The sequence below is a fragment of the Pseudomonas sp. GW823-FHT06B06 genome (assembly GCF_058795195.1).
In genome coordinates this window covers 126564-138832 of the sequence record NZ_JBXAHO010000003.1, presented here as the reverse complement: position 1 = coordinate 138832, position 12269 = coordinate 126564, and the positions used below count along the sequence as shown (strand labels likewise).

Sequence of the window (12269 nt, the reverse complement as noted above, 5' to 3'; positions counted from 1 at the left end):
ACCGGGCGCTGAAAACACAAAACCCCATGAATGATCATGGGGTTTTTTTTGCTGATCGTTCCCACGCTCTGCGTGGTAACGCCTCCCGTGACGCTCCGCGTCACGCTTTTTGGGACGCGGAGCGTCCCAGGCTGCATTCCCACGCAGAGCGTGGGAACGATCATAACGATCAAGCCAGATTTTTACAGGGGGGCTGGCTGGATGATTTCGACCCAATACCCATCCGGGTCCTTGATGAACGCCAGGCTCTTCATGCGGCCATCGTTCAGGCGCTTCTGGAAATCGCAGCCCAGCGCTTCGAAGCGTTCGCACGCAGCCACGATGTCCGGCACCGAGATGCAGATGTGGCCGAATCCGCGCGGGTCGGTATTGCCGTTGTGATAGGTGAAGTCCGCATCGTTCTCGGTGCCGTGGTTATGGGTCAGTTCCAGAATGCCCGGGATCGACTTCATCCATTGCGTGCGCTCGGCGGCATCGGCCGGAATCTGACGCTTGTCGACCAGGGCGAGGAAGTACAGGCTGAATTCAGCTTCTGGAAAATCGCGTTTCTCCACCAGCGAGAAGCCGAGAACGCGCGTGTAGAAGTCCAGGGACTTGGTGATGTCCTTGACCCGCAACATGGTGTGGTTGAAGACAAATTTCTGGGTGGCGGTGTCAGGCTGTGCAGTCACGCCGGGGAAGGTGTTCAGATCTTGCAGGCTCATGGGCCCTCCGGAAATTAAATGGGGCTGCCGACAATGATACGCATGGGTTGCGACATCACCAAACCCAAAGCGTCTGCTATTGCCTGACCGCTGGCCGAAGATCAAACTTCAGGGCTAACTGGCTGGGTGTTGATGGTAATGATTCGATTGTGCAGGTCGTTGATTATCCTGAGTGGTGTGCTTTCTGTGTTGGCCCGGGCTCACGCCGATGAGCCCGTCGTGGCGTGGCCGCCGGGCTGGCAGGTCGAAGCCGTTGCCCAAGGCGAAGCTGGCTCCGGTGTCAGTCGCCAGCGCGCGGTCAAGAACGACGCGCAAGGCATGCCGTTGATGGTGATGGAATTGACCGTGAGCCGGGTGCAACCCGATCACCAGGTGAACCTGGAAGCTGTGTTGCTGGAGATGCGCAAATCAGTGCAGAAAGACTTTTTCCGGGGTGGTTATCAAAGTGTTTGCAACCGGATTCACTCGGCCACCTTGAGTCGCTTGCCGGCGCTGGAAACCACTTGCACCATCACACAAAACGGTCGGCATGTGCTGTCTCAAACATTGGTTGCCGCGGTGGATGCCGATAAGGCCTACGTATTTTCCTACGCCGGGCAGGCCGAAGCTTATAAGGCCAGTCAGAATGAAATAGAGGCGGCTCGTAACGGCTTGAAACTTTAGCTGAAGGCTTCAATGGGCACCGATTTCATGTCTGTGCCGACGGCGTTAGATAGCCAAAAGGATTAAGCACAAAGTTGCCGGAAAAGTACCGGTCAGCCTTGCCTTTAGATGCCTTCAATGAAAAAAAGCCCTGCAGGTGCAGGGCTTTGTTTTTTCAGTGCGAGGGTTTAGCCGCGCAGCCAGGAATCAACGGTGGCGGCACCGTATTGTTCCTTCCAGGCCTTCAGTCCACGGTGGTTGCCGCCCTTGGTTTCAATCAGCTCGCCGGTATGCGGGTTCTGATAAACCTTGACCACGCGGGCGCGGCGGGTCTTTGGAGCGGCCTGTTGCAGACCGGATTTTGCCGGGTTCGGGTCGAGGATGGCGATGATGTCGCGCAGGCTCTTGCCGTAGGTTTTCATCAGCCCCTGGAGCTTTTCTTCGAATTCGATTTCTTTCTTGAGCCCGGCATCGTTCTTCAGGGATTCAAGCTGCTTGAGCTGCTCTTGAAGGGCCTTTTCAGCTGCACGAAATTCAGCGAGTCTGGACAATATCTTTACTCCAATAGTGTGTTTGGCTGATACCAACCGCAAACAAAGCTATAAGCCAAGAGCCTTGAAGCGACTCGGGGATTAGATGCCACACCTGCCAATCTGATGCAGGCATGAAAAATTGTAGTAGTTAATGGGGCAAGAGTAAATCATGACTTTTTGTTCATGTAACAAGAGTTGTACTTGATTCAAATGGAGGAGTGCGGTGTGTCGTTGAATCGCTGCTAAAGGCCACTAGTTAATCATCACTTAATGCATTAATGAAATCGGCGGCGGGTATCGGCCGACCAAACAGATAACCTTGCAGGTAGTTCACGTTGTGGGCCGTCAGGTAGTCACTTTGCTCCTGGGTTTCCACACCTTCGGCAACCATTGCCAGGTCAAGCTTGGCCGCCAACTCGATGATGCTTTCCAGAATGTGGCTGGAGAGGGTATCGATGCCGATCATGGCGACGAAGCTCTGGTCGATTTTCAGGAAATCCACGTTGAACTGGCGCAGGTAACCGAGGCTCGAGTGGCCGGTGCCGAAGTCGTCGATGGCAATCATTACGCCAAGCTCATGCAGTTGCTCGAACAATTGATGGGTAATGGCCGAGGGCTCGATCAGTTTGCGCTCGGTCAACTCCAGCACCAGGTGTATGGAGCCCGGGGCAAAGGCGGCGAGGAATTGCCGGCAATCCTCGACCAGCGCAAGATCCTGGCAATGATTGGCGGTGATATTGATGCCCACATGGAACGGCTCATCGAACGACGCCGACTTCGGTGCCAACAGCCTGGCGGTTTGTTGCATGATCGAGCGCGTCATCGGCACGATCAGCCCGCTGTGTTCGGCAAACGGAATGAACAGATCGGCGCTGACCAAACCTTCCTTGGGATGGTTCCAGCGCATCAGTACCTCGACTCCCGTGCATTTTTTGCTCAGCGCATGCACCACTGGCTGGAAGTACGGAACGAATTCCGCCGCGTCCAGTGCGCGCTGCATCTCAAGGGTTGGCGACGAGGAACGCTTCTGTATGACGTGCCCGATAAAACCGGCAATCACACCGAAGAACAGCAACAAACTGAACAGTGGCGGATATTCACTGCTCATGTAGCGCCACACTTCGCCTTCGGGGAAACCGGCCGTTACGCTGAAGGGATAACGCGAAGATGCCAGCGTGTTTTGTGCGATGGGGAACTCGGGTGGATCGCCTTCGTGAAAACTGCCGTCGGCGGATAACCAGTGCGGCCCGACTTGCAACAACAACAGTGTCTGGCGCCCGATCAGGCGCAGGATATTACTCAGGTGGTAACCGTCCAGCGTGCTCATGGCGCCCCGTTTACCGTCGCTGAGTCGATAAACCAATAACGCGGTGTCGGGCGTCACCGGGTTGCCTTTCATCAGCAACAACTGGCCGTTGGCAAAATCTCCGGAAGCCATTTTTTCGTGATAGTCACCGAACAGGGAACTGCAATAGACAGTGTCGTCCCATAGCAGGTTGGTTGAGCGCACGAATGGACGCCGTGTCACCTGCTCGCGCAACGCGAGGTTGACGTCAATGCAACTTTGGCCAGCCAACGGCAGCAACTCGCGCGCTGCCTGGGCGGTGTTGTCGAGCATCAGTTCGAATTGGCGAGTCGCTTCTTCGGCGGTTTGTTGGCTGCTGAGCCTGAGTACGCGTTCGGCCTGCATGTAAAGAATGACGAAACCCAGCAGGATCGGCAGCAGTCCACTCAACAAGGTTACAGCGAGCCTGATGCCTCTCGGGTGGGCGTTGGTTTTCAGTGGCATTCGCGAAACCTGTATCGCTGAAGTGGGGCTCTCAACGCCTGGCGGGAAGTGATGCTTCCCATCAAGCGTTCAAGCAAGAGGCAGGATAGTTGGCCCTTGGCACTTGTGCCGAGGGATGATTCCAATGGGGATTTTCTTGTGTAACAAAGCCCTTGCGCGCCATGGGGAAAAGGGGATTTGATACAGAAGGCGGACAAATTGAGTTACGCTGTGTAGAATCAGGTTACGCATACAATAATAATCGTCTTCTGGCAGCAGAAGCCTCGCCCTCAGAGCCTTGGGTCGACAATGAAGATATTCGGGTTTCAATTGATCTACGGTGATTTCCTCGCCCGCAGCGTGCGGGGCATCTCCTGTGCGCCACCCACCGCTCTCAGCATTGCTAGCAACTAACGCTTGTTAATTTCAGCGGTTAATTCCTAAAGCATGATGAGGCGCCAACCATGGCAGATTTATACGAAAACCCAATGGGCCTGATGGGCTTCGAGTTCATCGAACTTGCATCGCCGACCCCCAATACCCTGGAGCCGATCTTCGAGATCATGGGCTTCACCAAGGTCGCGACCCATCGTTCCAAGGACGTGCACCTGTATCGCCAGGGCGCGATCAACCTGATCCTCAACAACGAACCCCACAGCGTCGCCTCGTACTTTGCCGCCGAGCACGGTCCATCGGTGTGCGGCATGGCCTTCCGTGTCAAGGATTCGCAAAAGGCCTACAAGCGTGCCCTGGAACTCGGCGCCCAGCCGATCCACATCGAGACTGGCCCGATGGAGCTGAACCTGCCGGCGATCAAGGGCATCGGCGGTGCGCCGCTGTACCTGATCGACCGTTTCGGTGAAGGCAGCTCGATCTACGACATCGACTTCGTGTTCATCGACGGCGTTGACCGTCACCCGGTCGGGGCTGGCCTGAAGATCATCGATCACCTGACCCACAACGTGTACCGCGGTCGCATGGCCTACTGGGCGAACTTCTACGAGAAACTGTTCAACTTCCGTGAAATCCGTTACTTCGACATCAAGGGCGAATACACCGGCCTGACCTCCAAGGCCATGACCGCGCCAGACGGCATGATCCGCATCCCGCTGAACGAAGAATCGTCCAAGGGCGCCGGGCAGATCGAAGAATTCCTGATGCAGTTCAACGGCGAGGGCATCCAGCACGTGGCCTTCCTCAGCGATGACCTGATCAAGACCTGGGATCACCTGAAAAGTATCGGCATGCGCTTCATGACCGCGCCGCCGGACACCTACTACGAAATGCTCGAAGGTCGCCTGCCCAACCACGGGGAGCCGGTAGGCGAGTTGCAGGCGCGCGGCATCCTGCTGGACGGTTCGTCCGAGTCGGGCGACAAGCGCCTGCTGCTGCAGATTTTCTCGGAAACCCTGATGGGGCCGGTGTTCTTCGAATTCATCCAGCGCAAGGGTGATGACGGCTTCGGTGAAGGCAACTTCAAGGCGCTGTTCGAATCGATCGAGCGCGACCAGGTACGTCGTGGTGTGTTGTCCACTGACTGATTGGTTGTAAAGATCAAAAGATCGCAGCCTGCGGCAGCTCCTACACGGTCCACCTGTAGGAGCTGCCGCAAGCTGCGATCTTTTGCTTTCAAGGGCGGCGATGGCGCATCAAATGCTTGAACCCTTCAAACACCAGCACCAGTACCGCCATCCAGATCGGAATATAGGTCAGCCATTCACCGGGCTTGATGCTTTCCCCCAGCATCAACGCCACGCCCAGCAACAGCACCGGCTCGACGTAGCTCAACAACCCGAACAGGCTGAACGGCAGCAAGCGACTGGCGATGATGTAGACCACCAGCGCCGACGCGCTGATCAAGCCCAGCAGGGGAATCAGCCAGGTCAATGCCGGGTGTTGATCGAAGACTCCAAAGCCCTGCTCACCACTGCTCACGAACCAGAGCGCGATCGGCAGCATCAGGGTCATGTCGACCCACAGTCCGCCGAGGTTGTCAGTCTTCAGCCATTTGCGCACCACGAAATACAGCGGATAACCCACGACCACTACCAGTGTGGCCCAGGAGAAGCCGCCGACCTGATACAGCTCATTGACCACACCCAGGCTTGCAAAGAACACCGCGATCTTTTGCAGGTAAGACAGGCGTTCGCCGTACGCGATGCGCCCGGTCAGCACCATGGCCAGCGGCAACAGGAAGTAGCCCAGCGAAACATCGAGGCTGTAGCCGTTGAGCGGTGCCCACATGAACAGCCAAAGCTGGACGCCCAGCAACGCCGCCGAGACGAACAGGATGCCGATCAACCTGGGTTGGGCGCAGAACCGACGCAGCAGGTCGGCCACGCGCCGCCATTCTCCCGACACCAGCATGAACAGGGTCATGCAGGGCACGGTCAACAGCATGCGCCAGCCGAAAATCTCAACGCCGCTCAACGGTTTGAGCAACGAAGTGTAGTAATACATGACGGCAAACAGCACCGAGGCTGAAACCGATAAAGCGATACCTTTTGACAAGCTGTCCTCGCGAGGTTGAACGTGAAACGGGGTGCGGAGGATACGTGGTTTTTGTGCTGAATATTGTCCGGATGATCAATATTTACAACATCCCTGTAGGAGCGAGCCTGCTCGCGAAAAACCCGAGGGCGCTGCGGGGCGTCTGGTTTAACGCGCTATCGTTCACGACCATCGCGAGCAGGCTCGCTCCTACAGTGGTTTTGTATGTTCAGTTGGTACGTGGTCTGCGGCCGGACACGAAATGACTCACATCATTGAACCCCGGCGTCGAAGCATGCCCAGGTGTCACCAGCGCATCGATGAAGGCCTCATCCTCAGCCGTGATCTTCACCGCCTGCGCCTTGGTGTAGGCATCCCACTGTTCTTCAGTGCGCGGGCCGACGATGGCCGAGGTCACGGCGCTGTTGTTCAGCACCCAGGCGATGGCGAACTCGACGATCCCCACGCCGCGATCCTGGGTGTATTGCTGGATCTGCTGGGCGATGCGCAAGGACTCGACACGCCATTCGGTTTCCAGGATGCGTTTGTCGGCACGTCCTGCACGACTGTTCGCGTCCGGCTTGACGTCCGGCGCATATTTGCCGCTGAGCACGCCGCGGGCCAACGGACTGTAGGGCACCACACCCAGGCCGTAATTCTGCGCGGCAGTGATCTGCTCGGTTTCTGCCTGGCGGTTGACGATGTTGTACAGTGGCTGGCTGATCACCGGCCGGTCGACACCGAGCTTGTCGGCCACGCGAATCACCTCGGCGATACGCCAGCCCCGGTAATTCGACAGGCCCCAATAGCGAATCTTGCCTTGGCGTATCAGGTCGCCAATGGCCGACACCGTGACCTCCAGCGGCGTGTTGTGGTCTTCGCGGTGCAGGTAATAGATATCGAGATAGTCAGTGCCCAGGCGCGTCAGGCTGGCGTCGATGCCGTTGAAGATGTGCTTGCGGCTCAGGCCGCTGCGGTTCGGCACACCGTCCACCGGGCCGAAACCGACCTTGGTCGCCAGTACCCATTCGTGACGGTTACCGGCAATCGCCTCGCCGACGATTTCTTCAGAACGGCCATTGGTGTAGACGTCGGCGGTATCGATGAAATTGATGCCCTGGTCCCAGGCCTTGTCGATGATCCGCAGGGAATCTTCGGTATTGGTCTGCTCACCAAACATCATGGTGCCCAGGGTCAGGGTCGACACCTGCAGGCCCGAATGACCCAGCGTGCGGTAGCTCATGAGGAAATCCTTTTGCCGGTGGGAAAGGCTCAATCAAATACCACAATGGCATAGCGGGGCAAAAGCCCTGTGACAGGCAAGTTCTCTTTATCATGATTTCTGGCGATGCAAAGGGTAACGTTGATCAACCTGTGAGTCTCGACCACCCCGTTTCAAGGAACCCCGTTATGTTCGAACTCGATCACGACCTGGCCCAGGACATCGTCGACCGGGCAATGGCCATCCTGCCGTACAACGTCAACGTCATGGACAGCCAAGGCCTGATCCTCGGCAGTGGCGAGCCGGAGCGGGTCAACACCCGGCATGAAGGCGCGCAACTGGTGTTGGCCAACGGCCGTGTGGTTGAGATCGACGCACAGACCGCGATCCACCTCAAGGGCGTGCAGCCGGGCATCAACCTGCCGCTGATGCTCGACCAGCGCTTGATCGGCGTGCTGGGCATCACCGGCGATCCCGAACAATTGCGCACCTACGCGGAGCTGGTGCGCATGACCGCCGAGATGCTGGTGGGCCAGCGCAACCAACAGGCCGAGAAGCAGTGGCGGAGCCAGCGTTGCGATGACCTGCTGGCGTTGCTGCTGAGTGACGGCGGCAACTCGCCGCGCTTGATCGACGAAGCGCAACAGCTTGGGCTTAAACCGCAATTGACGCGGGTGCCTTACCTGTTCGAACTGGGCCAGGAGCAGGGACCGGGGCACTCCGTCGAAGCGCTCAGCGCCTGGCTGACCAGTCGTTACCCGGACAGTTGGTGCGTGAGTTCGGCCAAGTCTTCGTTGCTGTGGTGCCGACCGACGAACCAGGCCGTCGACAACGAGCGGCTGCTGGAAAAACTCGACGGCCTGGGCTGGAACATCCTGCGCATTGCCGTGGGTGGGCAGGCGGATGGGCTGACAGGATTGCGCCGCGGCTATCGTAGGGTCGGCGACTTGCTGGCCTATGGGCGCGAGGTGTTGCCCCAATCCCGTTTGCTGACGCTTACCCGTTATCGGCTGCCGGTATTGCTGTGGCGCCATCGCAACGAAGATGCACTGGACGAACTGCTTGAGCCGTTGCGTAAAGTCATTGCCAGGGACAACAACGGCCAGTTACTGGCGACCTTGCGCAGTTGGTGCGAACACGATGGCCAGAGCCAGGCCTGCGCCGATGCGCTGGGCATCCACCGCAACAGCCTGCGCTACCGGATGGAGCGCATTGCAGAACTCAGTGGCGTTGATCCGTTACGCCTGGACGGCATGCTCGCCCTCTATCTCGGCGTACAGCTGCTCTCCGAAACCGCCCCAACTCCCTGACCAAAACCCGCCCCCCCTGTAGGAGCTGCCGCAGGCTGCGATCTTTTGACTTTGCTTTTCAAGGTCAAGATCAAAAGATCGCAGCCTGCGGCAGCTCCTACATGGAAAGCATAAGATTTGTGGGAATGAACAATAATCCTCGATGCCCGTTGTGCAGCGGCCTGGCGTTATTGTTCGTGCCGGCTGGCAGCATGGATAGCATTGGAACTGGAGAACCCCCATGAAAATCGTCATCGCCCCCGACTCGTTCAAGGACAGCCTCAGCGCTCAAGGCGTGGCCGACGCCATTGCCCTCGGTCTGGCAGAGGTGTGGCCCGATGCGCAATTGATTAAATGCCCGATGGCCGACGGCGGGGAAGGGACGGTCGAGTCGGTGCTTGCCGCGTGTGCTGGCGAGCTGCATCGCACGACGGTTCACGGGCCGCTCGGCGTAGCCGTCGATGCTGCCTGGGGCTGGTTGCCCCACAGCCATACGGCGATCATCGAAATGGCCGAAGCCAGTGGTTTGCAGCTGGTTCCGGTCGACCGCCGCGATGCCTGCATCAGCAGCACTTTCGGCACCGGTGAATTGATTCGCGCTGCCCTCGACGCCGGGGCGCAACGTATCATTCTGGCCATCGGCGGCAGTGCGACCAATGACGCCGGCGCAGGGGCAATGCAAGCCTTGGGCGTGAAGTTGCTCGATGCACAGGGGCAAATCCTCGCACCGGGCGGCTTGGCACTGTCACAGCTGGCCCGCATCGATATGAGTGGCATCGACCCACGCTTGGCCGAGGTGCGCTTCGACATCGCCGCCGACGTGAACAATCCATTGTGCGGTGCTCACGGCGCGTCGGCCATTTTCGGCCCGCAAAAAGGCGCAACGCCTGCGCAGGTCGAACAACTGGATCTTGCCCTCGGGCACTTTGCCGACCACTGCGCAAAAGCCTTGAGCAAAGACGTGCGCGACGAACCGGGCAGCGGCGCAGCAGGCGGCCTGGGGTTTGCCGCCAAGGCGTTCCTGGGGGCGCAGTTCAAGGCCGGGGTGGAAGTGGTCGCCGAGCTGGTGGGGCTGGCCGATGCGGTTGCCGGTGCTGATCTGGTGATCACCGGCGAAGGCCGCTTCGATGCACAGACATTGCGCGGCAAAACACCCTTTGGCGTGGCGCGTATTGCTCGTGAATGCGGTGTTCCGGTCATCGTCATTGCCGGTACGTTGGGCGAGGGCTATCAAGCCTTGTATGCCCATGGTATCGACGCCGCGTTTGCCCTGACGAGCGGGCCGATGACATTGGCGCAAGCCTGCAGCGAAGCACCGCGTCTATTGCGTGAACGAGCGGGTGACGTAGCGCGGGTCTGGCGGATGGCCGCTCGTGCGGCCTGACGCGCCTGGGGGAGTCAGTTTTATTGTCAGGACGATCACCAGGGCACAGGGCATTTTCAGCCTTGGCGACCACTGAGCATGTGAAATCGGTAAAGGAGGAGAGAACCATTTCGATGCCCGTCAGTACGATCGGATGATCGTCGGCAATGATGATTCGCAGCCCTTTGTTCGGTCGGTGCCCATGGGACACTGGCGCATCGTCACAGGCACTGGCGTGGTAGAGGTCAAACGGTCGGGATCGAGGTATGGGGTCCCGGCTCATGAATTGTCTCAACAGGGGTCAATGAGAAGCCGACCGCTGAAGAGACAGGGGGTCAAGGTGACTGGATCAGACCTTGTTGCAGTGCCATCACCATGGCGATCCAGCGCGATCTCACGCCGAATTTCCGGCGAATATTGCAAAAGTGATAATTCACACCTGCTTCAGTGCATTGAACGATTTGCGCGATTTCCCAGGACGATTTACCCAGAGCTGTCCACTTCAAGCACTCCTGTTCCCGAGCCGTCAGCTTGATCGCTTTCGGTTGAGGGCTCTCCTGTGATTGGAAATTGGCCTGTGTGGGCGTTGATCGAACTGATCCGATATTGGCACGGTACATAGTTGAATCTCCCATTCATCATCTTTGACGGCGTGGGCGCGGCGGAATCTTCCTACATCTTGATGGCATGGTTCGCGCGGCCGTCCTTCAGGCACCTGATTCAGGGCTGGAGGCTCGACTTCCTTATAGCGCGAATCACTCCACTTGGAACCTGTCACAAATTACAGGTGCTGGACCTTAATCCGACTGCGCCGAGTTGGCTGTCAGTAAAAGAACCCAGCCATGTAGGAGGATTTGCTGAATTTCTGTTGCCTAACCCGTTCGTCGATTTCATCGAGGTAGTGGCGCGTGGCGCGATTTGAGATAGGGTTGACTCAGGAACTCGCGCGATTGGAGAACTACATGCGCTATTCAGGCTTGACCCAACGCATCGCCGGAGATGGCGCTGCGGCCTGGCAGATTCACGACCGCGCACTGCAAATGCGCGAACAAGGCGTCGACGTACTGCTGCTATCGGTCGGCGACCCGGATTTCGATACACCCAGCCCCATCGTCCAGGCCGCCATCAACAGTTTGCTGGCGGGCGACACTCATTACTCGCAGGTGCGCGGAAGTCGGGGTTTGCGCGACAGCATTGCCTGCCGTCATCGGCGTCGAAGTGGTCAAGTGGTGGATGCCGATCACGTGATCGTGATGCCCGGTGCGCAATGTGCGGTTTATTCGGTCGCGCAATGCCTGCTCGATCCGGGGGACGAAGTGATCGTTGCCGAGCCGATGTACGTAACGTATGAAGGCGTATTCGGCGCGTGCGGGGCCACTGTGGTGCCGGTGGCGGTGCGTCCGGAGAACGGCTTTCGGGTCGATCCGGCGGATGTGGCGGCCCGCATCACACCCAAGACCCGCGCGCTGTTGCTCAACAGTCCGAACAACCCCTCCGGCGCCAGTTTGTCGCTGATGATCTGGCAGGAGCTGGCCTTGCTGTGTGTGCGTCACGATCTTTGGTTGATCAGCGATGAGGTCTACGGCGATCTGCTGTACGAAGGCGAACACATCAGCCCGGCCAGCTTGCCGGGCATGGCCGAGCGCACCGCGACCATCGACAGCCTGTCCAAATCCCACGCCATGAGCGGTTGGCGAGTGGGTTGGGTGATCGGACCGAAAACCTTGAACGACCACCTGGAACATCTCTCGTTGAGCATGCTGTTTGGCATTCCGGAGTTCGTTCAGAAGGCGGCGCAACTGGCGCTGGATGAAGACCTGCCGGAGGTGGCGCTGATGCGTGAAGAATATCGCCAGCGCCGCGACCTGGTGTGTACGCGCCTGAACCAATGCCCGGGTATCAGGGCCATTCGCCCGGATGGTGGGATGTTCGTGATGGCCGACGTGCGCCAGACCGGGTTGTCCGCCCAGCATTTCGCCGAGCGGCTGCTGGAGGGGTATGGCGTGTCGGTACTGGCAGGTGAGGCGTTCGGGCCGAGTGCGGCGGGGCATATCCGCATTGGGCTGGTGGTGGACCGGCGCAAACTGGCGGATGCCTGTCAGCGAATTGGGCAGTGCGCCATGGACCTTCTGGAGGCGCGGCGGGCCTGACAGTTTTTTGTTGTTCGGACCGGCCCCTTCGCGGGCAAGCCCGCTCCCACAGGGTCTGATGTGGACACGGATTTTGTGATCACCACCGACACTGTGGGAGCGGGCTTG

The 12269-nt window shown here is 58.6% G+C and carries 12 protein-coding genes; 6 read left to right on the top strand and 6 right to left on the bottom strand.

What is annotated here, in order from left to right; genetic code table 11:
* Window positions 1-182: 182 nt before the first annotated feature.
* Window positions 183-704 carry a lactoylglutathione lyase gene (gene gloA / locus AC1Q8Q_RS03630; RefSeq protein WP_168758240.1) on the bottom strand — a complete coding sequence of 174 codons (522 nt, stop codon included), beginning with the start codon at window positions 702-704 and terminating at the stop codon, window positions 183-185.
* A gap of 138 nt (window positions 705-842) precedes the next feature.
* Between gloA and AC1Q8Q_RS03625 the strand changes: the two genes are divergently transcribed.
* Window positions 843-1367, top strand: a complete 525-nt coding sequence (locus AC1Q8Q_RS03625) for a DUF4946 domain-containing protein (RefSeq protein ID WP_168758239.1) — start codon at window positions 843-845, stop codon at window positions 1365-1367.
* A gap of 167 nt (window positions 1368-1534) precedes the next feature.
* On the opposite strand, the gene AC1Q8Q_RS03620 is transcribed toward AC1Q8Q_RS03625, so the two are convergent.
* Window positions 1535-1897, bottom strand: a complete 363-nt coding sequence (locus AC1Q8Q_RS03620; protein WP_008065377.1) for a histone-like nucleoid-structuring protein, MvaT/MvaU family — start codon at window positions 1895-1897, stop codon at window positions 1535-1537.
* Window positions 1898-2135: 238 nt separating this feature from the next.
* Entirely contained in the window at window positions 2136-3668 is a 1533-nt protein-coding gene (locus AC1Q8Q_RS03615) for an EAL domain-containing protein (protein WP_168758238.1), read from the bottom strand.
* Window positions 3669-4111: 443 nt separating this feature from the next.
* Here AC1Q8Q_RS03615 and hppD point away from each other — a divergent pair, with 443 nt between their 5' ends.
* Window positions 4112-5188: a 4-hydroxyphenylpyruvate dioxygenase gene (gene hppD, locus AC1Q8Q_RS03610; protein ID WP_020797211.1), complete on the top strand. Its 1077-nt coding sequence runs from the start codon at window positions 4112-4114 to the stop codon at window positions 5186-5188.
* An 88-nt stretch (window positions 5189-5276) separates the two neighbouring features.
* On the opposite strand, the gene rarD is transcribed toward hppD, so the two are convergent.
* Together rarD and AC1Q8Q_RS03600 are read right to left on the bottom strand one after the other, a co-directional pair.
* Entirely contained in the window at window positions 5277-6158 is an 882-nt protein-coding gene (gene rarD / locus AC1Q8Q_RS03605; protein ID WP_168758237.1) for an EamA family transporter RarD, read from the bottom strand.
* Between the two features lie 208 nt (window positions 6159-6366).
* On the bottom strand, window positions 6367-7380 hold the full coding sequence (locus AC1Q8Q_RS03600) for an aldo/keto reductase (protein WP_492614832.1): 1014 nt from the start codon (window positions 7378-7380) through the stop codon (window positions 6367-6369).
* Between the two features lie 167 nt (window positions 7381-7547).
* Here AC1Q8Q_RS03600 and AC1Q8Q_RS03595 point away from each other — a divergent pair, with 167 nt between their 5' ends.
* Window positions 7548-8669: a sugar diacid recognition domain-containing protein gene (locus AC1Q8Q_RS03595; protein WP_432668207.1), complete on the top strand. Its 1122-nt coding sequence runs from the start codon at window positions 7548-7550 to the stop codon at window positions 8667-8669.
* Window positions 8670-8889: 220 nt separating this feature from the next.
* A complete protein-coding gene (locus tag AC1Q8Q_RS03590; RefSeq protein ID WP_432668206.1) occupies window positions 8890-10032 on the top strand; it encodes a glycerate kinase in 1143 nt (380 codons plus the stop codon).
* 314 nt (window positions 10033-10346) lie between these two features.
* Here AC1Q8Q_RS03590 and AC1Q8Q_RS03585 read toward each other — a convergent pair whose 3' ends face one another.
* Complete coding sequence (locus tag AC1Q8Q_RS03585; protein ID WP_033040402.1) at window positions 10347-10631, bottom strand: helix-turn-helix transcriptional regulator; 285 nt, start codon at window positions 10629-10631, stop codon at window positions 10347-10349.
* Window positions 10632-10633: 2 nt separating this feature from the next.
* On the opposite strand from AC1Q8Q_RS03585, the gene AC1Q8Q_RS03580 reads away from it, so the two are divergent.
* Window positions 10634-10933 (top strand): hypothetical protein, encoded by a 300-nt coding sequence (locus AC1Q8Q_RS03580; protein ID WP_042955339.1) that lies wholly within the window; start codon window positions 10634-10636, stop codon window positions 10931-10933.
* Window positions 10934-10973: 40 nt separating this feature from the next.
* A complete protein-coding gene (locus tag AC1Q8Q_RS03575) occupies window positions 10974-12161 on the top strand; it encodes a pyridoxal phosphate-dependent aminotransferase (RefSeq protein WP_492614831.1) in 1188 nt (395 codons plus the stop codon).
* Window positions 12162-12269: the final 108 nt, after the last annotated feature.